The sequence below is a fragment of the Kitasatospora sp. NPDC034533 genome (genome assembly GCF_055575155.1).
In genome coordinates this window covers 184,888-207,129 of record NZ_JBVITE010000002.1, presented here as the reverse complement: position 1 = coordinate 207,129, position 22,242 = coordinate 184,888, and the positions used below count along the sequence as shown (strand labels likewise).

Below are 22,242 nucleotides of genomic sequence, written 5' to 3'. Positions count from 1 at the left end.
GACCAGATGTCCCCGATGAATCCGATCGACCCCGACACCCCGATCGGCGCCGGCGTCGGCGAGGGCCTGCCCGGCGCGGCCCCCCGCCGCACCCGCCGGGCCGCCGCGGGCCCGCCGCCGTACGTCCTCACCGAGGACACCCCGGTGTACGTCATCTCCGTGGCCGCCGAACTGTCCGGGCTGCACCCGCAGACCCTGCGCCAGTACGACCGCCTCGGCCTGGTCTGCCCCGACCGCACCGCCGGCCGCGGGCGCCGCTACTCCGCGCGGGACATCCAGCAGCTGCGCGAGGTCCAGCGGCTCTCCCAGGACGAGGGCATCAACTTGGCCGGAATCAAGCGGATCATCGAGCTGGAGAACCAGGTCACCGCCCTCCAGTCGCGCGTCGCGGAACTGGTCGACTCCCTGGAGGGCGCCGCCAGCGCCCTCCAGCAGCGCGAGGCCGCCGTCCACGCCTCCTACCGCCGCGACCTCGTCCCGTACCAGCCGCCCACCCCGCAGTCAAGCGCCCTGGTCGTCTGGCGCCCCAAGCGCTGACCGGGCCGCGAAGCGCGCCCCGAGCCGCCGGCTCCCTCCTCTCGGGGGGTGCCGGCGGTCGGCATGTGGTGAGAGAGTGCTGTCACATTTCGTCTCCATCGGACTCATCAGGTCTGGCATGCTGAAACGTGATCCAGCGTCGGTGCTGATGGGGCGCAGAATCACCGGTTACGGCAAGGAGCCGCAGATGAGTGAACGAGAGCAGCCCATTGCCGCCGGCTGGTCCGCCCTGTCGGCCGAGGCCCGGGAACTCTATCTGGCCGTCATCCGAGGAGACGGCCGTCTGGCATCGGACGCCGGTACCGATCAAGCTAATTCTGCGCGGGACGAGTTGGTCAGAATTGGTCTCCTCGTGCCCGACAGCGACGATCCGAACGATTTCCTAGCGGCCGATCCGGCTCAGCTCTCGGCGCGCCTCAGCCAATCATGGCAGCGTCAAGCACTTGATCTTCTATCGCGCGCCGTTTCGCTACCGTCCGAACTGCAGGAACTAGCACAAGAATTCCACTCCCCGAAACAGCAAGGGGGGGCGATCGAATATGTGCGAGGGAAATCCCTTATTCATCAGCGAGTGCAGCAGTACCGGGATTCCATGGAAGAGGCCCTAGCCCTCCAACCCGGCGGACCCCGGCCTCCGGATGTCCTCGCCGTCATGGTCGAGCAGGATCTGCATACGCTCCGCAGCGGCACGACCATGCGGACGATCTACCACGCCAGTACGCGGTACCACCAGCCAACCAGGGATTACGTGGCCACACTCGCCCGGGCCGGAGGTCAGTACCGGACTCTTGACGAGCCTTACACCCGTCTAATAGTGATGGATCGACGCGTGGCCGTGATCCCGATCGCCGACGACATGAGCCTCGCGGCGTTCATTTACGACGCTGCGGTAGTCGCCTATCTCGTCGAAGAAGTGTTCGAGCGCTGCTGGAGTCGTGCGCTGGATTTCGAGGGCGACCGCACAGTGCCACACCAGGTGGTTTCCCGCCTGCGCCAGACGATCATCGACCAGATGCTGGAGGGTACCAATCACCGTGTCATTGCGCGGCGCCTGGGAATTAGCGAGCGCACGCTGGCCCGGCACATAGCCGAGATGCGGGACGATTACAAGGTCGACTCACTGTTCCAGCTCGGCTACGTTCTCGGCCGCAAAACGCAGGGGCCTGCCGACTGAATCGCGGCACGCTGCGGACAAACCAACGGATGTCCCGGCATTGCCGACATGCGCCCGGGCACACACGACCGCACTCAGGTCCAGGCGATGTCGTCCGCAAGGGTTACGGCAGCTTCAGTGGTGGCTGTTTCAAGAGAGCCGACGACATCCACGAGGCAACCGGCACCGACCACCACAGCCGCTACGGCCAGCGAAAGTACGACCTTGCGGACAAATCGGCGCATGGTAGGCACGCCCCCACTTTCTCCCTCGGGAATCGCCACTAGAGCGTCAGGTCAGGATAACTACTCGCACCGTGCCGCACGAGGGGGAAGCCGCCATCCGCTCCTCCCAGGCAGGGTGTGCGTCATCTCCCTGCCAGGCATCCAGATGACACAGGCTAACCCTGGACGCGGCGGCGCCCGGCGATGGACGATCAGTTCGCTCCCGATGGTCCGACAGAGCACCACACTTTGCCAATGTACCGTCAAATGCACGGCGGTTCACCACCGGGATCACCAACCTGAGCAGCCCAGTCCAACGCCTAGCCGACGTTCACTCCCCTGGTCGGCCTGTCCCCGGAGTCGACATGACCGAGCCCTACCTGCGTCACCACGACAGCCAGGCCCCTGAGGGTCGGCGTGCACGTGTGTTCCTGGCCGCGCCGCTGATGCGGCTGACCGGCCCGGCCGACAGCGTGGTGACGCTCGCCAGCCGGACGCGGCTGACGACGCTCCGCACCACCCTGCTCCGCAGCGGTGCCGCCGTGTACAGCGCGCACCACAGCGACGCCTGGACCATCTCCGGCCGCGCGCCGGAGCCCCGCGTTCCGTCCGACTTCCGTGCCCTCCAGTCCGCTGACCTGGTGTTCGCCTACGTCGGAGCCCCCCTCTCGGCCGGCGTGAGCCTGGAGCTCGGCTGGGCGTCGGCGCTGCGCAAGCCGATCGTCCTGCTGGTCGACGAGGCCATCACCCACAACCCGCTGATCGCCACCATCGAGCAGGTCGCCCCCGTCCTGCCGCTGGTCTTCGACGACACCTGGTCGCAGGAGGCCCTCAACCACACGGTCGAGACCGCGCTGGACTGGGCCGGCATGGCGCTCTCCCTGCGCGAGGGCTTCTGGACCGCCCCCGGCGAGCAGTTCAACGTCCCCCGGCAGCAGCCCCCCGTCCCCGGCTACTGGCCGACCGGCGCCGCCACCGGCTGAGCAGCGGCTACCCATCGGACTCCCCCGTCCGGGATCCGCGCATCCGCCAGCCCAGCTGGAACAGCGTCTCCGCGTCGTACAGCTCACGCAGCCGGGCGATGTGACCGGCCACCGTGCGTTCGCTCAGCCCCATCCGGCTGGCGATCGCCCGCTGCGTGAGGCCCCGAGCGAGCAGGCGCCCCACCTGCTCGTGGGCGGCCGGCTCGGCGGGACCGCCGGCCAGAGCCGCCCAGTCCACCACCGTGGCCCGTGCCCACTGCTCCTCGAAGACCCCCACCAGGTAGGACACCATCGCGGGGTCCTCCACGACGGCGACGGCCGTGTTGTCGCCAGTCGCAGGAATCACCGCCACCGCGCGGTCGAAGATCAGGGTCCGGGAGAACGGCCCCTCCAGCACCCGGATCGGCACGCCGATCCGCGCCGACCGCGATGCGAGCTCGATGGTGGACGCATCGGAGCAGGCCGCCGGTTCGTAGATCGTGCGGACCGCGCCGCCCGCTTCGACGTAGAGGCGGTTCTGCTCCAAGGAGTCTTCCATGTGCTCCGCTGGACGGGCACCGCCGGGTTGGGCACTGACCACCTCGTGCGGGTAGTCCTTTGCCAGCTGCCAGACCAAGTGCCGGATTTCCGCCATGCCCGTCAACCGGCGGACGCCCCCACCCGGGCCGCTCCACCGCGGAGCGGCGTCGTAGGCCCTGGTGAGATCCTCCAGGAGGTCCGGAACGAGGGCGGCGCGGGCGAGCAGGCGGGCACTCTCCTCCCGCAGGTCCACCCTGATGCGCTCGGCCACGGCCCTGGGATTCACCGCGCTGTAGGCGCTGTCGGCGATGTGGAGCACGAGAAGCCCGAGGTCGGCGAGCTGTTTGACCGCCGGTTCGTTCTCCCGGCGGATGTCGCTGAAGCGCAGCCACCCGCCGTCCTTGAGGATCTCCCGGTAGAGCTCGCGGGCCGCGGCGTCAGGCAGGTCGAGGTCAGACATCGCGGGCTCCCCTCATCTGCCAGCCCAGCTGGAACAGCGTCTCCGCGTCGTACAGCTCACGCAGCCGGGCTATGTGCCCCGCCACCGTCCGTTCGCTCAATCCCAAGCGGCTCGCGATCGCCCGCTGGGTGAGACCCCGCGCCAGCAGCCGACCGACCTGCTCGTGGGCGGCCGGCTCGGCCGAACCGGCGGCCAGAGCCACCCAGTCCACGACCTGGGCCTGGGCCCACTGCTGCTCGAAGACGCCTACCAGGTACGCGACCGTCGCGGGCTCCTCGACCACGACGGCGGCCTCGTGATCGGCGGTCGCCGAAAGCACGGCGACGGTGCGGTCGAAGATGAGGGCCCGGCGGAAGGGCTGGTCGAGGAGCCGGATCCGTGAGCCCGCCTTCGTGGCCTCCACCGCGTACTCGACCTGGTACCGGTCCAGCCGGACTTGAGGCTGATAGATCGTACGCACCACACCGCCGTGCTCCAGGTAGCGGAGCGTGTGGGCCGGGGCGTCCCCGCGCTGCGGCGGTGGCGGCTGCCTACCGGGCTGGGCAGTCAGACCCTCGTGCGGGTAATCCTTCATGAGTTGCGAGACCAGGTGCCGGATCTCCACCTTGCCGTTCACCCGTCGGACACCGCCCGCCGACTCCGTCCGACGCGGTGCCTCGTCGTAGGCCCGGGTGAGATCGGCCAGCAGATCGGGGAGGAGCGCCGCCCGGGCGAGCAGACGGGTGCTCTCCTCCCGCAGGTCGGCGCCCAGACGCTCACTCACGGCGCGGGGGTTGATCACGGTGTAGAACCCGTCCGTGACGTGCTGGACCAGCAAGCCGAGGTCGGTGAGTTGCTTGACCGTCGGCTCGTCCTCCGCGCGGATGTCTCGGAAGTGCAGCCGTCCGCCGTCCTTGAGGATCGTCCGGTAGAGCTCGCGCGCTCCCTCGTCGGGCAGGTCGAGGTCAGACATCGCGGGCTCCCCTCATCTGCCAGCCCAACTGGAACAGCGTCTCCGCGTCGTACAGCTCACGCAGCCGGGCTATGTGCCCCGCCACCGTCCGTTCGCTCAGCCCCAAGCGGCTCGCGATCGCCCGCTGGGTGAGCCCCCGCGCCAGCAGCCGGCCGACCTGCTCGTGAGCGGCCGGCTCGGCCGAACCGGCCGCCAGAGCCACCCAATCCACGACCTGGGCCAGGGTCCACTGCTGCTCGAAGACACCGACCAGGTACGCGACCGTCGCGGGGTCCTCGACCACGACGGCGGCCTCATGGTCCAGGGCCGCCGAGAGCACGGCGACGGTGCGGTCGAAGATGAGGGCCCGGCTGAACGGGAGGTCGAGAAGCCGGATCCGTGAGCCGACCTTCGCGGCCTCCGCCGCGTACTCGACCTGGTCCTGGTCCAGTCGGGCCTGCGGCTGGTAGAGCGTGCGCACCGAGCCACCTCGCTCGATGTAACGGCAGGTCTGCGCCAGGCTGTCCTTCCGCTGAGCCGGCGGGCGGAATCTGCCCGGTTGGGCCGCCAGGGCTTCGTGGGGGTACTCCTTGATGAACTGGGAGACCAGATGCCGGATCTCCTCCTTGCCCGCCACGTGCCGAACACCGCCGACCGACCGGCTCCGTCGGGGTGCGGCGTCGTAGGCCTGGGCCAGATCCTCCAACAGGTCCGGGATGAGAACGGCCCGCGCCAGCAGACGGGTGCCCTCCTCCCGCAGCTCGGCACCCAGACGCTCGCCCACGGCCCGAGGGTTGATGGCGCTGTAGACGCCATCGGCTGTGTGCAGGACCAATAAACCCAGTTCCGTCAGTTGCTTGACGGTCGACTCGTCCTCGGGGCGAATGTCACTGAGCCGCAGACGGCCGCCGTCCTTGAGGATCGCCCGGTACAACTCACGGGCGGCGGCATCCGGCAGATCGGGCTCAGGCATCGTCGGCTCCCCTCATCTGCCAGCCCAACTGGAACAGCGTCTGCGCGTCGTACGACTCCCGCAGCCGGGCGATGTGGCCGGCCACCGTCCGCTCGCCCAGGCCCAGGCGGGTGGCGATCGCGCGCTGGGTGAGGCCCTGGGCGAGCAGGCGGGCGATCTGCTGGTGGCTGGGAGGCTCGGCGGAACCGGCTGCCAAGGACGCCCAGTTGACGCCTTCGGAGCGCTGCCAGAGCTGCTCGAAGGTGTCCACCACGAAGGCGACCGTCGATGGGTCGTTGACCACGGCGGCACTGCTGTAGTCGGGCCCGGCGGGAATGACGGCCACGACGCGGTCGAAGACCAGGAAGCGTTTGAACGGGCGGTCCAGGACCCGGATGGCGCAACCGAGCCGAGTGGCACCGGCGGCGTACTCGACCTGCGGGGCGTCCGTACGGGCGGCCGATTCGAACAGGGATCGCATCTCGCCGCCTCGTTCGAGGTAGCGGTGGGTGCGGGCGAGGGATTCGGCGAGCACGTCGGCGGGGCGCTTGGCACCGGGCTGGGCGGACAGGCTCTCGTTCGGGTGGGTGTGCGCCAACTGCTCCAGCTCGTGCCGGATCTCCGACTTTCCGGTGATGATCCGGATACTGGTGTGGCCGGCAGCACGCCGGGGTGCGGTGTCGTAGGCGTGGGTGAGTTCACGTAACCGCTCGGGGACCTGGTCAGCCTCGGCCAGCAGTTGGGTGCCGGCTTTCCGGAGGTCGGTGCCGATCCTTTCGGCGATCGCCCTGGGGTCGACCGCGCTGTATGAACTGTCCAGCAACTGCGGTACCAGCAGGCCGAGTTCCACCAGCCGCCGGAGCGCCGGCCCGTCCTCCGCGCCGACCTCGGCCGCCCGCACGCGGCCGCCCTCGCGCAGCACCGCGAGGTACAGGGCGCGGGCCGCGGCGTCCGGGAGGGCGTCGGAGATCAGGGTGGCGGGGGCGTCAGTCATGGCGCTCGCCCCTGAGCTGCCAGCCGAGGTGGAAGAGGGTCTGGGCGCCGTAGCGGTCGCGCAGCCGGGAGATGTGGGCGGCCACCGTGCGTTCGCTCAGGCCCAGCCGGGTGGCGACGGCGCGCTGGGTGAGCCCGCGGGCGAGCAGCCGGCCGATCCGGACGGTGGTGAGCGGCGTCGGGTCGAGGTGGTGGGCCGCCGGGGTGGCGCGGGCCCAGTCACGTTCGAACTGGGCGACCAGGTACGCGACGGTGCTGGGGTCGGTCAGGAAGGCGGCACGGCGGCGATCCGCGTCCGCGGGGATGACGGCCACCGCGCGGTCGAAGATCAGCACCCGCTCGTACGGTTCGGCGAGGACCCGGACCTGGGCGCCGTGCTCGCTGCGCAGGGTGATCTGGCTCAGCACGGCGGAGTCGGCCAGGGTGGCGGGCTGGTAGACGGTGCGCAGCGAGCAGCCGCGGCGGAGCAGCGAGAGGTCCTGGCTGAGGGCCATCCGCAGGCCTTCGAGCGGGCGCGGTCCGGGCTGGGCGGCCAGGACCTCCTCCCGGCACCCCGCGATGAGTTCGCTGATCCGCCGGCGGGCGTCGGCGGGTTCGTCGACGCTGCCGGGCCCGGGATGGACGGCCCCGGTACCGGCGGCGCCGGTACCAACGGAACCGGACCCGGCGCCACCGGCACCACCGCTCGGAGCCGCGCCCCCCGGAGCCGCGCCGCCCCCGTGGCGCGCCGCGTCGTAGGCGTGGGCCAGCGGCCCGAGGACGCTCGGGAGCCGCTCGGCCTGGAGCAGCAGGCGCAGGGCGCGGGTGCGCAGTTCCAGGCCGAGGCGGTCGCCGAGGACGCGCGGGTTGGCGGCGGTCCAGCCGGTGGCGGTGGGGGCGAGCAGGCCGCGGGCGACGAGGGCCGCGAGGACGGGCCGGTCGGCGGCGGTGAGGTCCTCGGGGCTCAGCCGGCCGCCGGACCGGACGGCGGCGAGGTAGAGGGCCCGCTCGGCCGGGCCGGGCTCATCGGTCATCGCGGGCCCCCCGCATCAGCCAGCCGAGTTGGAACAGGGTCTGCGCGCCGTAGCGGTCGCGCAGCCGGGAGATGTGGCCCGCCACCGTGCGTTCGCTCAGGCCCAGCCGGGTGGCGACGGCGCGCTGGGTGAGCCCGCGGGCGAGCAGCCGGCCGACCCGGTCGGGGATGGTGCGGGCGGGCCCCTGGCCGGGCGTGGCGGCTTCGGTGGTGTCGGCGCGCGCCCAGTCGCGTTCGAAGGCGCCGACCACGTAGGTGATGGTGGCCGGGTCGGTGATGAAGGCGGCGGTGCCGTTGTCGTCGCTGGCGGAGATCACCGCGACGGACCGGTCGAAGACGATCAGCCGCTGGAAGGGCTCGTCGAGCACCCGGATCAGCGAGCCGTGCCGGGTGACCTCCTCGGCGTAGGCGAGGGCGGGCGGGTCGGCGAGGGCGACCGGCTGGTAGATGGTGCGCAACGAGCAGCCGCGCTGGAGCAGTTGGACGTCCTGGAGGAGGGCGACCTGGAGGGTGTCGGCGGGCCGGTGGCCGGGCTGCGCGGTGAGGACCTCGGAGCGGCAGTCGGAGACCAGCTGGGAGATCCGCTGGCGGATGTGGACGTGTCCCTCGACGTGGACGGCGCCGCCGGTGCGGCCGGACGGGCGGGGCATCGCGTCGTAGGCGCGGGTGAGGCCGTCCAGGGCGCCGGGGAGGTTCTCCGCGCGGACCAGCAGCCGGGTGGCCTCGCTGCGCAGTTCGGCGCCGAGGCGGTCGCTGACCGAGCGCGGACTGACCGCGGTGTAGCAGCGGTCCACCGGGTTGACCATCAACAGGCCGATGTCGATGAGCTGTTGGAGCGCGCCCTGGTCGACGTCCGCGACCTCGCCGGTGGGGATGCGGCCGCCCTGGGCGATGACGGCCAGGTAGAGCCGCCGGGCGGCCTCGTCGGGCTCCTCGCCCGCCGGCCCCTCCGGATGCGGTGGGACCGCCGGTTCCGCCGTCACGTCGCACTCCCCCTGCCGGACGCCTCTCCCCTGGGCCACCCGTGTTCCCCTCCGCACGGGCCGTGGCGCCGGTGGGCCGGGCGGGCTCACGGTGCCGGGTGCCGGTACGGCGTGATCACTGGTCGGCGGTCACGGTACCGGGTGGGACAGCGGACCCCCGGGGCCGGGTGCCGTCGCACGCCGGGTCGTCCGGGGGCCGCTGTCGTACGCCAGGTCAGGACGCTCCCGTCGAGGCGGAGCAGCAACGCCTCGACGGGTCCGGTCCGGGGGCCATCACCACACATGGCTCCCGGCCGGTGCTCTTCCCCCCCGTTCCGCGGGTGCGGCATGCGCACCCGCGGTCAGTCCGAAGAGCTAGTCGTCACCATCGGGTTGCGGTGCCCGGACGACTTGGCGTACCTCCACCCTCACAGCGGGGCGGCCGGTGAACAAGTGCCGCCCGAGTGCAGGTTCGCGCAATTGCAGCTATCTGCACCGCGGCCCGGGGGCGGCGGTGCGGGCGGTGGGGTGGCCTCCGGTGAAGTCCGAGGCGGGCGGGGGGTGTCGGCGCCGCCCGGCACTTCCGCCGGTTGGCGGTCCACGGTCATTCGGAAGGTGCACGGTCACGCCCGCCGTGCACGTTCCTGCATCGCGACCCGCCCCCGGTTCGGCCCGGCCGGCGGCCCGGTATCCCGGTCCGGTCCGATCCCGGTTCGGCCCGATCCCGTCCCGTCCCAGCCCACCCCCGGTTCGGCCCAGCCCAGCCCCGACCACCCCCGACCACCCCCGGCCGGCCGCGGCGGCTCAGCGGGCCAGCAGCCGCCCCCGCGCCAGCCCCGCCGCCGTCCCGCCGGCCGCGAGCACCCAGGCGAGCCCCAGCAGCAGGTACAGCCCGACGGCCAGGGCGTCGAACCCGCCGAAGCCGGTGTGCCGGGCGAGCGCGGAGGCGCCGGTGACGCAGGTGCCGACCGGGAAGGTGAACGCCCACCAGGTCATCGCGAACGGCATCCCGGCCCGCCGGGCGCGCAGGTTGGCGGTCAGCGCGACGGCGAGCCAGAGCATCGCGACGCCGATCACCGCGACGCCGTACAGCTCCGCGAGGTCGGTCATCACGGGCGCCAGCGAGGGCAGCACCGGCCGTGCGGCGTCGGCGAGTTGGTGGATCGCGGTGACGGACTGGCCGAGCGGCCCGAGCACCAGGAACAGCGAGGGGGTGAGCACCAGGGCGGGCAGCTTGCTGTGGAACAGCCCGGTGAACACCACCGGCAGCAGCACCAGGGTGGCCAGCAGGCCGACGCCGAACAGGGCCCAGCAGCCGTACAGCATGGCCGTCCGCGCCGTTCCGGCCGGCAGGTGCGGGACGAGCGCCGGGCCGCAGGCGGAGGCGACCAGCGGGGCGACCACCGGCAACAGCCAGGTCGGGTTGGCCTCCAGGGCGGAGACCGGGTGCCGGGTGATCATCAGGTACGGGATGCCGCCGGCCACCGCCAGCGCGTAGAGGGTGCCGAGGCTCCACAGCACCAGGTCCAGGGCGACCGCCGGGCCGGTGCCGATGACCCGGGAGCCGACCAGCAGGGTGCCCAGCCCGACGGCCAGCAGCGCCATCGGCGGGCAACCGTAGAAGACCGCCGTCGCCGGGTTGTCCAGCAGCTGGGCGCGGGCCGCCTCGCGGTGCCGGGTGAGGTGGACCAGCCGGGCTCCGGCCAGCACCAGCAGGGCCGCCAGGCCGAGCGCCCACATCGCCTCGCCGAAGCCGGTCAGCCCGGGCAGCCGCACCGGCAGGGCGGCGGCGCCGTTCGCCAGGATCGCCGTGCCCATCACGGCGGCGTACCAGTTGGGGCCGAGCTGGGCGAGGTCGTACCGCGGGCAGCGGACGGCGGGGCGGGCGAGGGGGCGGATGTCGGACAAGGTGGACATGCTCCCACCTTCGGGCCGGAGGCGGACCGCCGGTAGCGCCCGGGATCTTATGTGGGCATAGCCTGGGCCTATGGCCCTCTCCTCGCACGTACCCGAACTGGGCGCCCTGGAACTGCTGCTCGCGGTGGCCCGGCTGGGCAGCGTCGGACGGGCGGCGGCCGAGCTGGGCATCAGCCAGCCGAGCGCCAGCGCCCGCATCAAGGGCATGGAACGGCAGATCGGCGTGCCGCTGCTGGACCGCTCGCCCCGGGGCAGCACGCCGACCGAGGCGGGCCGGCTGGTGGTCGAGTGGGCCCGGCAGGTGGTGGAGGCGGCGCAGGCGATGGACGCCGGGATCGACGCGCTGCGCGGCCGGCGGGACGCCAAGCTGCGGGTGGTGGCCAGCCTGACCGTCGCCGAGTACCTGATGCCCGGCTGGCTGCTGGCCCTGGCCGAGGTCAGCCCGGGGACGGCGGTGACGCTGCGGACGGCGAACTCGGCGGACGTCGCCTGGCAGGTCCTGGCCGGGGAGGCCGACCTCGGCTTCGTCGAGGGCCCGTCCACCCGGCCCGGGCTGGCCGGCGCGGTGGTGGCGACGGACCGGCTGATGATCGTGGTGGCCCCCGGCCATCCATGGGCACGCCGTCACTCCCCGCTGACCGGCGCCGAGCTGGCGGCCACCCCGCTGGTGCTGCGCGAGCCCGGCTCGGGCACCCGGGAGGTGCTGGAGACGGCCCTGCGCCCGTACGGGGGCGCGACCCGGCCCCGGATGGAGCTGGCCTCGTCCACCGCGCTGAAGGCCGCGGCGATGACCGGGGCGGGCCCGGTCTGCCTGAGCGAGCTGGTGGTGGTGGAGGAGCTGGCCACCCGGCGGCTGGTGGAGGTGGAGCTGGCTCCGGAGCTGGACCTGCGGCGGCCGCTGCGCGCGGTGTGGCCGGCCGGGCAGCGGCCGGGCGGGCCGGCCCGGGAACTGCTGGGGCTGACCCGGCGGTCCACCAAACGTTCACCGAGAAGGTGAGTGCCGAAAAAGGTTGAGCGGAATAGACTCAACTTAGTGCATGCTGTACGCAGCACAGTGCGGTGTCCGGCGCCCCGCAGGGCACGGGCGCGGCACCGAGGCAGCAGCGAAGGACGACGAGGGAGGCCCCCCAGCAGTGGACGCCAGCAAGTTCACCACCAAGACCCAGGAAGCCCTGGCCGCCGCGATCCGGCAGGCCGGCACGGCCGGCAACCCGGACGTCCGGCCGGTGCACATCCTGATCGCCCTGCTGGAGCAGCCCGACGGCATCGCCCGGCCCCTGCTGGAGGCGGTCGGGGCCGACGCCTCCCGGGTCGACACCGAGGCGCGTCGCCAGGCGGCCGCGCTGCCCAGCGCGATGGGCTCGACGGTCTCCGCGCCGCAGCTCTCCCGGGACACCGTCGCGGTGCTCACCGAGGCCGGCAAGCGCGCCGACGACCTGGACGACCAGTACGTCTCGACCGAGCACATGATGGTCGGCCTGGCCGCCGAGGGCGGGCCGGTGGCCGAGCTGCTGGTGCACCAGGGCGCCACGCCCAAGGCGCTGCTCGCCGCGTTCAAGGACGTCCGGGGCAGCGGCAAGGTCACCTCGCCGGACCCGGAGGGCACCTACAAGGCCCTGGAGAAGTACGGCACCGACCTCACCCAGGCCGCCCGGGACGGCAAGCTCGACCCGGTGATCGGCCGCGACCACGAGATCCGCCGGGTGGTCCAGGTGCTCTCCCGCCGGACGAAGAACAACCCGGTGCTGATCGGCGAGCCCGGCGTCGGCAAGACGGCCGTGGTCGAGGGCCTGGCCCAGCGCATCGTGGCCGGCGACGTGCCGGAGTCGCTGCGCGGCAAGCGGCTGGTCGCGCTGGACCTCGGCGCGATGGTCGCGGGCGCCAAGTTCCGCGGCGAGTTCGAGGAGCGGCTGAAGGCCGTCCTCAACGACATCAAGTCCTCCGACGGTCAGGTCGTCACCTTCATCGACGAACTGCACACCATGGTCGGCGCGGGCGCCGGCGGCGACTCCGCGATGGACGCGGGGAACATGCTCAAGCCGATGCTGGCCCGCGGCGAGCTGCGGATGGTCGGCGCCACCACGCTGGACGAGTACCGCGAGCGGATCGAGAAGGACCCGGCCCTGGAGCGCCGCTTCCAGCAGGTGCTGGTGGGCGAGCCCAGCGTGGAGGACTCGATCGCCATCCTGCGCGGCCTCAAGGGCCGGTACGAGGCGCACCACAAGGTGCAGATCTCGGACGCCGCCCTGGTCGCCGCGGCCACCCTGTCCAACCGCTACATCACCTCCCGCTTCCTGCCCGACAAGGCGATCGACCTGGTCGACGAGGCGGCCTCCCGGCTGCGGATGGAGATCGACTCCTCCCCGGTCGAGATCGACGAACTCCAGCGCTCCGTCGACCGGCTGCGGATGGAGGAGCTGGCCCTGGAGAAGGAGTCGGACCCGGCCTCGGTGGACCGGCTGGCCCGGCTTCGGCGCGATCTCGCCGACCGGAACGAGCAGTTGAGCGTGCTGACGGCGCGCTGGGAGCAGGAGAAGAAGAGCCTCAACCGGGTCGGTGAGCTCAAGGAGCGCCTGGACGACCTGCACGGCGCGCTCGAACGCGCCCAGCGCGACGGGGACTTCGAGCGGGCGTCCAAGCTGATGTACGCCGAGATCCCGGCCGCCGAGAAGGAGCTCACCGACGCCCAGGAGCGCGCCGCGGACCAGGACGCCTCCGCCTCGATGGTCAAGGAGGAGGTCGGCCCGGACGACGTGGCCGACGTGGTCGCCTCCTGGACGGGCATCCCGGCCGGCCGGCTGCTGGAGGGCGAGAGCGCCAAACTCCTGCGCATGGAGGAGGAGTTGGGCAAGCGCCTGATCGGCCAGACCGAGGCCGTGCAGGCGGTCTCGGACGCGGTGCGCCGCACCCGCTCGGGCATCGCCGACCCGGACCGGCCGACCGGCTCCTTCCTCTTCCTCGGCCCGACCGGTGTCGGCAAGACCGAACTCGCCAAGGCCCTGGCCGACTTCCTGTTCGACGACGAGCGGGCGATGGTCCGGATCGACATGAGCGAGTACGGCGAGAAGCACTCCGTCTCCCGCCTGGTCGGCGCCCCGCCCGGGTACGTCGGCTACGAGGAGGGCGGCCAGCTCACCGAGGCGGTCCGCCGCCGCCCGTACAGCGTGGTGCTGCTGGACGAGGTGGAGAAGGCGCACCCGGAGGTCTTCGACGTCCTGCTCCAGGTGCTGGACGACGGGCGGCTCACCGACGGCCAGGGCCGCACGGTGGACTTCCGCAACGCCATCCTGATCCTCACCTCCAACCTGGGCTCCCAGTACCTGGTCGACCCGACCACCCCGGAGGCGGAGAAGCGGGAGCTGGTGCTGGGCGCCGTCCGGGCGTCGTTCAAGCCGGAGTTCCTCAACCGGCTGGACGACATCGTGGTCTTCGAGCCGCTGGGCACCGGCGAACTGAGCCGGATCGTCGACCTCCAGGTCGCCCGCCTCGGCGAGCGGCTCGCCGAGCGGCGGCTCACCCTGGACGTCTCCGAAGCCGCCCGCGACTGGCTGGCGCTCACCGGCTACGACCCGGCGTACGGCGCCCGCCCGCTGCGCCGGCTGGTGCAGTCCGCGATCGGCGACCAGCTGGCCCGGGCGATCCTGTCCGGCGCGGTGCACGACGGGGACACCGTCCTGGTCGAGCGGGACGAGGAGGGCGACCACCTCACCGTCCGCGGCCGGGGGCCGCTGGAGAAGTAGCCGGCCGGGCGTCCGGCGCACGGGCCGCCCCCTCCGCTCCGGCGGCGGGGGCGGCCCTTCCTGCGCTACCGCTCGTTCGGCCCATCCGGCCCATTGGACCCTTTCGGCCTGTTGCGCCGAATTCGCCCTCCCCTCCCTGTTCCGCCTCCCCTCCCTGTTCCGCCTTCCCTCCCTATTCCGCCACCGCCTGCCGCAGCAGCCGCCGCGACCGGTCCCGCCAGGCGCGCGCCAGCCGGTGCAACTCGGCCACCTGGGCGTCCGGAAGGTCCCAGGCCTGGGTCAGCAGCCGCAGCGTGGAGACCCGGGGACAGGACACCCCCCGCTCCAGGTCCCGGATCGACCGCACACTCAGCCCGGTCGCCTCGCCCAGCTGCTCCTGCGTCATCCCCCGGTCCAGTCGGATGCTCCGCAGCAGCGCCCCGAGCGATGCGCCCTCCCCCGTCGCCGGTCCGCCCACTTCTGTTCCCCCCTCAACTCAGGACAGCTCAACTCACCCGGCACGGCCGGGTTTTGAACGATACGAGTGCGTCGCACGCTAACCGCATCCGTCCGGCCCGGCAGGCGAACCCGCACGCTCGGACACGTGACGTGGCTCACGCGCCACCCTCCGTACGGACCGCGCCCCGCCGCCGCGCACCCTCCGTGACCACCGCCCGCCGGACCACCCTCCGGGTCGCCGGACGACGGCGGGCGCAGTACCGGCAGAAACACCCGGGAGAACGGCCGACGAAGATCGACGGACCCCTCGGGTGCCCCTGTGAGCGGAGCCCCGAATGAGGCAGGATGGGAGGTGGAAAGGGCGGCCTCTCATTGCCGGCCACCACGTGCACTGAGGAAGAGGACCCCCATGAGCATCGACCCGTCGTCCATCCCGTCCTTCGGCGTCCCCCAGGGCGGCCAGCCCGGCGGCCAGGGCGGGCGGCCGGCCGGCCCGCCGCCGATCATCGTCCCGGACCAGGCCCTCGTCGCCCAGCTGCTCGACCAGATGCAGCTCAAGCACGTCGTGGACGAGGAGGGCGACCTCACCGCCCCCTGGGAGGGCTTCCGCGTCTACTACATGTTCCGCGGCGAGCAGAAGGAGCTCTTCGCGGTGCGCGCCTTCTACGACCGCGCGTACCCGCTGGAGAAGAAGGGCGAGATCCTCGACCTGATCGACGAGTGGAACCGTGAGACCCTCTGGCCGAAGGTCTACACCCACACCCACGAGGACGGCGTGGTCCGGCTGATCGGCGAGGCCCAGATGATCGTCGGCACCGGCGTCAACCTGGACTACTTCGTCACCACCACCGCCAACTGGACCCAGGCCGCGGTCGGCTTCGAGCAGTGGATGGTCGAGCGCCTCGGCCTCCAGGACGAGATCGAGGGCGAGGACGGCGGGGCCCCCGAGGGCACCGACGAGGCCTGATCCTCCCGGCACTGCCGACGACCGGCCCGCCACCGCGTCAGCACCGGTGGCGGGCCGTTCTTGTCCCCCGGCTCCCGGCTGTCCCAGGATGGCCCTGACGACGAGCCGTGAGGAGCACCGATGGGTACCAGGCCGCTGCTGAACCGCCGACTGGCCGGGATGGGCACGACGATCTTCGCCGAGATGTCCGCCCTGGCCACGGCCACCGGCTCGATCAACCTCGGCCAGGGCTTCCCGGACACCGACGGGCCGCGCGAGATCGCCCAGGCCGCCGCCGACGCGGTGCTGACCGGCCGCGGCAACCAGTACCCGCCCGGCCCCGGCATCCCCGAGCTGCGCACCGCCATCGCCGAGCACCAGCAGCGCTTCCACGGCCTGACCTACGACCCGGACACCGAGGTGCTGGTCACCGCCGGCGCCACCGAGGCCATCGCCGCCGCCCTGCTCGCCCTGCTGGAGCCCGGCGACGAGGTGATCGCCCTCGAACCCTTCTACGACTCCTACGCCGCCTGCATCGCCATGGCCGGCGCCACCCGCCGCCCGCTCACCCTCCGCGCCCCGGACTTCCGCCCCGACCTGGACGAACTGCGCTCGCTGATCACCCCGCGCACCCGGCTGCTGCTGATCAACACCCCGCACAACCCCACCGGCACCGTCCTCACCGCCGAGGAACTGGCCGGCATCGCCGCCCTCGCCGTCGAACACGACCTGCTGGTCGTCACCGACGAGGTCTACGAACACCTCGTCTTCGGCGCCACCCACCACCCCATCGCCGCCCTGCCCGGCATGCGCGAGCGCACCGTCACCATCTCCTCGGCCGGCAAGACCTTCTCCTTCACCGGCTGGAAGGTCGGCTGGGTCACCGCGAGCCCGGCCCTGGTCGCGGCCGTGCGCACCGCGAAGCAGTACCTCACGTACGTCAGCGCCGGCCCCTTCCAGCACGCCGTCGCCGAGGCCCTGCGGCTGCCCGACACGTACTTCGACGCCCTCCGCGCCGACCTGCTGCGCAAGCGCGACCTGCTGGTCGACGGCCTCGCCGCGGCCGGCTTCCGGGTCTTCCGGCCCGAGGGCACCTACTTCGTCACCACCGACATCACCCCGCTCGGCGAGAAGGACGGCATCGACTTCTGCCGCGCCCTGCCCGGCCGTTGCGGCGTCGTCGCCATCCCCAACGCCGTCTTCTACGACGACGCGGACGCGGGCCGCCCGCTCGTCCGCTTCGCCTTCTGCAAGAAGGACGAAGTCCTCCAGGAGGCCGTCACCCGCCTGCGGCAGCTCTGACGGGCGGCTACCGTCCGCGAGGCGTTCGGAAGGAATGGGTCAGGACCACCGGGTCCTGACCCATTCCCTTTGTCGGAGCCTCGGAATCCGGTACCACCGCCGGTTTTCCGGGCTCCGGAAAATCCCTGCCGCTGCGGGACTTCGCCGCTCGCCGGCCGAACTCCCTTTCATGACAATCCTTTTCGCGGCCTCCTCGGTACCGGCTCGGTCCGCCTCGCCCGCTGCAATGAGGGCAGGGTGGAGCAGGAGCCCGTCACTTGTCTGCGGCGCTCATGATGGGCTACGCGCCCCCTTTCGCGCCCTTCGAACTGGGATGCCGATTGATCCGACACCAGTTCTGGTGAGAGCTCAACTTCCTTGATCAGACTGCTATTTTGCCGTTCCAGGGGCATTCGGTCCGCCATGCCGGGTACGGGCTCGCCGCCCTCCACGCCTCGCGCGCGGAGGGCGGCGATGTGTGATGCACTCGGACGGCGCACTCCCGGCGCACACGGCGCGCGATCCGGTGATAGGGGCGCGGGCTGTGCAGAGTCGCACACCGGCTCGATCAGAGCCGGGAAGCAGGTGTGCTCGAAACGGTGAATGCTTGACAAAGTTGGGTAAATCACCGGCGGACCCGACGTATTCGTGCTTCTCTGCTGCTGAATCTCCAGCCGGAATCCTTCCTTCCACGGCCGGCCGCGCCCAGGGCCGCACAGCCACGAACAGCCTCGCCATCGCCTAGGCCTACTCGATGCTGCTCGGCGGGCGCGCACGGAGCTGAAACGCGGAGCCGAGCATGCTCACCACACTGCAGACCTCCTACACGGACACCCGCGCCGGTGACCTCGCCTGGTGCCTCGGCGGCGACCCGCTGCCCGCTCTCGCCGTCCGCGACCTGAGACTCGACGGAGCCGACCGCCAGGGCGCCTCCGGCACCCTCCAGCTGCGCCTGCTCGGCGCCTCCCATCAGGTGGTGATCGACGCGGGCCCCGGCCAGTGTCTGGAGACCGTCGCCTGTCTGCCCGGACGCCGCACCCCGCTGCCGGCCCGGGTGGCCAAGCAGGTCGGCGGCTGGGAGTACGAGTTCGCCGCCCGGATCGAGGCGCTGCCGCCGCACGACTTCGCGGCCCGCGCCCAGGAACTGCTGGCCCTGGTCGAGGGCCACCCGCGGGGCCTGGCCGGAGTCTTCCCGGGCGACCCGAGCGCCTTCACCGCACTGGTCGCCCAGGGCGGCGCGGACCGGGTGCTCTGGCGCACCTGGCACGCCTACCCGCAGGAGGGGCAGCTGGTGTGTACCCGGTCCTCGCTGGTGCTGTCCGGGGCATGACCGGCCCGAGGCCCGGACCGGACCCCCGATCCGGCGGCGGGCCGCCGATGCGGTCGTACGAATCGTACGCAGGAACGATTCGTCAATCTGACGTTGCTCACTGTCCGCCGGATGGGCGCAGCGATCCGTCCCGCACGTCCCCTAGCGTTTGTTCGTGATCAACCATCCGGCCGGTCCGCCCGCACGCCCGCGAGTGGACCTCGACGACGGCGCCCCACCCCGGCCCGGGCGAAGCCTCGCCCCACTCCTGCCCACCCGCCGTCGATCCCGGCTGCGCTCCAGCCCCCGGTTCGCCCGGCTGGCCGTCCTGCTGGCCGCGTTCGTCTGCGCGGCCTGCGGACTCGTCTACGAACTCGAACTCGTCGCGCTCGGCGACTACCTGCTCGGGGACACCGTCACCCAAACCTCGGTCGTGCTCTCCGTGATGGTGTTCGCGATGGGCCTCGGCTCGCTGCTCGCCAAGCGGCTCACCAGCCGTCCCGCCACCGCCTTCGCGCTGGTCGAGTGCGCGCTCGCGCTCACCGGCGGGCTCTCCGTCCTCGCGCTCTACTCCTGCTGGGCCTGGATCGGCCGCTACCAGGTGGCCGTGGTCGGCCTCACCTGCCTGATCGGCATCCTGATCGGCGCCGAGATCCCGCTGCTGATGACCCTCATCCAGCGGATCCGGCGCGAGGACGCCGGACGGGCCGTCGCCGACCTGTTCGCCGCCGACTACGTGGGCGCGCTGATCGGCGGCCTGGCCTTCCCGTTCCTGATCCTGCCCACCCTCGGCCCCGGCGACGGCGCACTGCTCACCGGCGCCGTCAACGCCGTCGCGGGGGCCGCCGTGGTGCTCTGGCTGTTCCGCGAGGAACCCGCCCCCCGTGTCCGGCGGCTGCTCTGGGGCGGCTGCCTGCTCGTCCTCGCCCTGCTCGCGGCCGCCGCGGCCGGCTCCGACGCGATCGAACGCGCCGCCCGGTACGCCCTCTACGGCGACGACGTCCGCTACGCCACCCGCAGCCGGCACCAGGAGATCGTGCTCACCGGCCCCGCCGAGGGCCCGCTCCGGCTCTACCTGGACGGCCGGCTCGCGGTCTGCGGGCCCGACGAGTACCGGGCCAGCGAGGGACTGGTCCACCCCGCCATGGCGGGCGGCCCGGACGCCCGGGTTCTGCTGCTCGGCGGCGGCGACGGGCTCGCCCTGCGGGAGGTGCTGCGGCACCGGGGCGTGCGCTCCGTCCGGCTGGTCGACGGCGACCCCGTCCTCCCCCGGCTCGCCCGCACCGACCCCGCGCTCGCCGCCCTCGGCGACCGCTCACTGGACGACCCCCGGGTCCGCACCACCGCGGCCGACCCGATGGCCTGGCTGCGCGCCGCGGACGCCTCCGGAGGGGACGGGCCGTACGACGTGGTGCTCACCGACCTCCCGGCGCCGGACGACGGCGGGCCGGTCAAGTTCCACTCCCAGGAGTTCTACGGCCTCGCCGCCCGGCTGCTCTCCCCCGGCGGCCGGATCGCCGTCCGCGCCGGAGGCGGCCCGGACGGCTCGGACGGCCCGGCTGACCCGGACGGCCTGGACGGCCTCTGGCGGATCGAGTCCGGTCTGCGCACGGCGGGCCTGCGCACCGCCCCGTACGCCGTCCCGGGCAGCGCCACCGCCGGTTGCCGCCCCGGCCGGCGGGACGCCACCCAGAACTTCCTCCTCGCCTCCGACGCCCAGCCCGCGCTCGGCCTCGCCCCCGACGCCCCGCCGCCCCGCGCCCTCACCCCCGAGACCCTCCTCGGCTCCACCGCCCGCCTCACGGCCCTCCGCCCCACCCACCCGCCGGCCGCCCTCACCCTCCTCGGGCCCCGCTGAGCCCGGGGATGCGGGGCCCTGCTTGCTTCGGCCGGGCGACGCGGCCCCGAGGGAGTGGCCGGGGCGGGCGCGCCAGGGGCCGGGAGCCGCGTGGGTCAGGGCATTCAGGAAGCAGGGGACAGGAGAAGGTCACGGGGAACCCCGCCCCGCCCCCAGCCCTGGTCAGCGCCGCGCGGGCGGCGGCGGGGGCGATGGTGCGGCGACCAAGGGAACAGGTGGGGCGGGGAAAATCTGATGGTGGTGGGTAGGGACCGGGCGGGGAGCAGTCGGTAGGCTCCGTGACATGGAGCATGAGGTTGTCGTCCCGATGTCCGCCGAGCTGGTGCGGCAGGCCTTGCAGGATCCTGCGCTGCTGGCGCGGAGTGTGCCGGGGCTGAGCACCGAGCCCGCCGCGGTCGGGGCCGGCTCGGCCGAGGAGATCAGCGGACGGCTGAAGCTGCGGATCGGCGGCTCCACGATCACGTACAAGGGCGTGCTGTCGCTGATCGAGGGCCGGGAGGGCGTGCTGACCGTGCTCGCCGAGGGCGAGGAGGCCCGGGGCAGCGGTGAGGTGACCGCCACCGTCCGGGTCAGCGTCGCGGACGGTGCCGAGGCCGGCACCGCGGCGATCCGCTTCACCGGTGACCTGAGCGCCACCGGTCGGCTGACCGAGTTCGACGAGGAGACCCTCGACACCACCGGCCGCCGCCTGCTGGACCGTTTCGCCGCCACGCTGGTCGCCCCGGGGGGCGAGCAGCCGCAGGAGCGGGAAGAGGGCCGGGAGGAGGACCGGGAGGCGGGCGACGAGGCCGCCGAGGCCGAGCCTCAGGCCGAGAGCGAGGCCGACGCCCAGGCCGAGGAGACCGAGGAGACCGAGGCCGGAACGGGCACCGACGCCGACGTGGTCTACCTGGAGGAGCACCAGGACCACCCCGGCGACGACCTGGACGACGACCTCTCCGACCTGATCGCCTTCTCCGACGCCGACGCCGAGCGCTTCGGTCTGCCCACCGGCTCCGGGGACGCCGACGAGGAGGACACGGACGAGGAGAACGACGTCGACGGCGAGGACGCCGTCGCCGAGGACCTTTCCGCCGAGCCGCTCTTCGCGTACGAGGAGGAGCCGGTGCTCACCGGCCCGGTGCGCCGCAGCATCGTCGGCCGGTCCGCCGAGGAGGTGGACCACGCCCCGCCGCGCGGCCCGTACGCCCCGGCCCTGCCCGCCCGCAGCGCGCGGGCCCGGGCGGCGTCCCGGTGGGGCGGCGAGGCCGGCGGGATCGTGGTGCCGGGCACCGGCGGCCGCAGCGCGGTGCCGTGGGTGATCGGCGGCTCGGTGGCCCTGCTGGGCGGTGCCGTGGTGCTGGTCAGGGCGCTGCGCCGGCGCTGAGCCCGGAGCGCCGGGTCCGTGCTCAGGGCCTAGACTGAACGCTCATGAGCAACGACCGCGACGCCCTGCTGGCACAGATCAAGGACAAGGCCGTCGTGCACGGCAAGGTCACCCTTTCCTCCGGCAAGGAGGCCGACTACTACGTCGACCTCCGCCGGATCACGCTGGACGGCGTGGCCGCCCCGCTGGTCGGCCGGGTGATGCTGGACGCGACCTCGCACCTGGACTACGACGCCGTCGGCGGGCTGACCCTGGGCGCCGACCCGGTGGCCACCTCGATGCTGCACGCCGCCGCCGCGCGCGGCCGGCAGCTGGACGCCTTCGTGGTCCGCAAGGCCGGCAAGGCGCACGGCCTCCAGCGCCGCATCGAGGGCCCCGAGGTGAAGGGCCGCCGGGTGCTGGCCGTCGAGGACACCTCCACCACCGGCGGCTCGGTGCTGACCGCCGTGGAGGCGCTGCGCGAGGCCGGCGCCGAGGTGGTCGGCGTCGCGGTGATCGTGGAGCGCGGCGGCGCGGGTGCCGTCGAGGCGCAGGGCCTGGAGTACGTGGCCGCGTACACCCTGGACGACCTGGGGCTCTGACCCCGGCCGCCCCTCGGAGGGCCGAGAACGACGGAGGGCCGGTCCTGTTTCACGTGAAACAGGACCGGCCCTCGCCGTGT

At 72.8% G+C, this 22,242-nt stretch carries 20 protein-coding genes; 11 read left to right on the top strand and 9 right to left on the bottom strand.

Going from position 1 to position 22,242, the window contains the following annotated elements:
• Positions 1-15 precede the first annotated feature (15 nt).
• The gene (locus tag ACZ55U_RS02580; protein WP_465521590.1) at positions 16-537 is read left to right on the top strand and encodes a heat shock protein transcriptional repressor HspR; all 522 of its coding nucleotides are present in this window, start codon (positions 16-18) and stop codon (positions 535-537) included.
• 118 nt (positions 538-655) lie between these two features.
• Complete coding sequence (locus ACZ55U_RS02575; RefSeq protein ID WP_465521588.1) at positions 656-1,711, top strand: hypothetical protein; 1,056 nt, start codon at positions 656-658, stop codon at positions 1,709-1,711.
• Positions 1,712-1,785: 74 nt separating this feature from the next.
• Here ACZ55U_RS02575 and ACZ55U_RS02570 read toward each other — a convergent pair whose 3' ends face one another.
• Positions 1,786-1,944 carry a hypothetical protein gene (locus ACZ55U_RS02570; protein WP_465521586.1) on the bottom strand — a complete coding sequence of 53 codons (159 nt, stop codon included), beginning with the start codon at positions 1,942-1,944 and terminating at the stop codon, positions 1,786-1,788.
• 335 nt (positions 1,945-2,279) lie between these two features.
• Between ACZ55U_RS02570 and ACZ55U_RS02565 the strand changes: the two genes are divergently transcribed.
• Complete coding sequence (locus tag ACZ55U_RS02565; RefSeq protein ID WP_051709310.1) at positions 2,280-2,897, top strand: TIR domain-containing protein; 618 nt, start codon at positions 2,280-2,282, stop codon at positions 2,895-2,897.
• A 7-nt stretch (positions 2,898-2,904) separates the two neighbouring features.
• Here the strand turns inward: ACZ55U_RS02565 and ACZ55U_RS02560 are convergent, their stop codons facing one another.
• The 7 genes from ACZ55U_RS02560 to ACZ55U_RS02530 form a co-directional block, all read right to left on the bottom strand.
• Positions 2,905-3,876 (bottom strand): LuxR C-terminal-related transcriptional regulator, encoded by a 972-nt coding sequence (locus ACZ55U_RS02560; protein ID WP_465521584.1) that lies wholly within the window; start codon positions 3,874-3,876, stop codon positions 2,905-2,907.
• Positions 3,869-4,828, bottom strand: a complete 960-nt coding sequence (locus tag ACZ55U_RS02555) for a LuxR C-terminal-related transcriptional regulator (RefSeq protein ID WP_465521582.1) — start codon at positions 4,826-4,828, stop codon at positions 3,869-3,871. Before ACZ55U_RS02555 ends, ACZ55U_RS02560 begins: the two co-directional genes overlap by 8 nt.
• Positions 4,821-5,780: a LuxR C-terminal-related transcriptional regulator gene (locus ACZ55U_RS02550; RefSeq protein WP_465521580.1), complete on the bottom strand. Its 960-nt coding sequence runs from the start codon at positions 5,778-5,780 to the stop codon at positions 4,821-4,823. Before ACZ55U_RS02550 ends, ACZ55U_RS02555 begins: the two co-directional genes overlap by 8 nt.
• Positions 5,773-6,753 carry a helix-turn-helix domain-containing protein gene (locus tag ACZ55U_RS02545; protein WP_465521578.1) on the bottom strand — a complete coding sequence of 327 codons (981 nt, stop codon included), beginning with the start codon at positions 6,751-6,753 and terminating at the stop codon, positions 5,773-5,775. The genes ACZ55U_RS02550 and ACZ55U_RS02545 overlap by 8 nt, the downstream gene beginning before the upstream one ends.
• Positions 6,746-7,765: a LuxR C-terminal-related transcriptional regulator gene (locus tag ACZ55U_RS02540; RefSeq protein ID WP_465521576.1), complete on the bottom strand. Its 1,020-nt coding sequence runs from the start codon at positions 7,763-7,765 to the stop codon at positions 6,746-6,748. Before ACZ55U_RS02540 ends, ACZ55U_RS02545 begins: the two co-directional genes overlap by 8 nt.
• The gene (locus ACZ55U_RS02535) at positions 7,755-8,747 is read right to left on the bottom strand and encodes a TrmB family transcriptional regulator (protein WP_465521574.1); all 993 of its coding nucleotides are present in this window, start codon (positions 8,745-8,747) and stop codon (positions 7,755-7,757) included. Before ACZ55U_RS02535 ends, ACZ55U_RS02540 begins: the two co-directional genes overlap by 11 nt.
• Positions 8,748-9,530: 783 nt before the next feature.
• Entirely contained in the window at positions 9,531-10,643 is a 1,113-nt protein-coding gene (locus ACZ55U_RS02530; protein ID WP_465521573.1) for a TDT family transporter, read from the bottom strand.
• A gap of 70 nt (positions 10,644-10,713) precedes the next feature.
• Between ACZ55U_RS02530 and ACZ55U_RS02525 the strand changes: the two genes are divergently transcribed.
• Both ACZ55U_RS02525 and clpB read left to right on the top strand, forming a co-directional pair.
• On the top strand, positions 10,714-11,640 hold the full coding sequence (locus tag ACZ55U_RS02525) for a LysR family transcriptional regulator (protein ID WP_465521571.1): 927 nt from the start codon (positions 10,714-10,716) through the stop codon (positions 11,638-11,640).
• A 136-nt stretch (positions 11,641-11,776) separates the two neighbouring features.
• The gene (clpB, locus tag ACZ55U_RS02520; protein WP_465521569.1) at positions 11,777-14,383 is read left to right on the top strand and encodes an ATP-dependent chaperone ClpB; all 2,607 of its coding nucleotides are present in this window, start codon (positions 11,777-11,779) and stop codon (positions 14,381-14,383) included.
• Between the two features lie 172 nt (positions 14,384-14,555).
• Here the strand turns inward: clpB and ACZ55U_RS02515 are convergent, their stop codons facing one another.
• A complete protein-coding gene (locus ACZ55U_RS02515; protein ID WP_465521567.1) occupies positions 14,556-14,840 on the bottom strand; it encodes a helix-turn-helix domain-containing protein in 285 nt (94 codons plus the stop codon).
• 390 nt (positions 14,841-15,230) lie between these two features.
• Between ACZ55U_RS02515 and ACZ55U_RS02510 the strand changes: the two genes are divergently transcribed.
• The 6 genes from ACZ55U_RS02510 to pyrE all read left to right on the top strand — a co-directional run bounded on the left by ACZ55U_RS02510 (position 15,231) and on the right by pyrE (position 22,162).
• Positions 15,231-15,788, top strand: a complete 558-nt coding sequence (locus ACZ55U_RS02510; protein WP_465521565.1) for a type III secretion system chaperone family protein — start codon at positions 15,231-15,233, stop codon at positions 15,786-15,788.
• 120 nt (positions 15,789-15,908) lie between these two features.
• Entirely contained in the window at positions 15,909-17,069 is a 1,161-nt protein-coding gene (locus ACZ55U_RS02505; RefSeq protein ID WP_465521563.1) for a pyridoxal phosphate-dependent aminotransferase, read from the top strand.
• 778 nt (positions 17,070-17,847) lie between these two features.
• Positions 17,848-18,378 (top strand): DUF2617 family protein, encoded by a 531-nt coding sequence (locus tag ACZ55U_RS02500; protein ID WP_465521561.1) that lies wholly within the window; start codon positions 17,848-17,850, stop codon positions 18,376-18,378.
• Positions 18,379-18,532: 154 nt separating this feature from the next.
• Positions 18,533-20,215 (top strand): polyamine aminopropyltransferase, encoded by a 1,683-nt coding sequence (locus ACZ55U_RS02495; RefSeq protein WP_465521559.1) that lies wholly within the window; start codon positions 18,533-18,535, stop codon positions 20,213-20,215.
• Positions 20,216-20,498: 283 nt separating this feature from the next.
• Positions 20,499-21,581 (top strand): SRPBCC family protein, encoded by a 1,083-nt coding sequence (locus ACZ55U_RS02490; protein ID WP_465521557.1) that lies wholly within the window; start codon positions 20,499-20,501, stop codon positions 21,579-21,581.
• 44 nt (positions 21,582-21,625) lie between these two features.
• Positions 21,626-22,162: an orotate phosphoribosyltransferase gene (gene pyrE / locus ACZ55U_RS02485; protein ID WP_465521555.1), complete on the top strand. Its 537-nt coding sequence runs from the start codon at positions 21,626-21,628 to the stop codon at positions 22,160-22,162.
• The last annotated feature ends 80 nt before the right edge of the window (positions 22,163-22,242 follow it).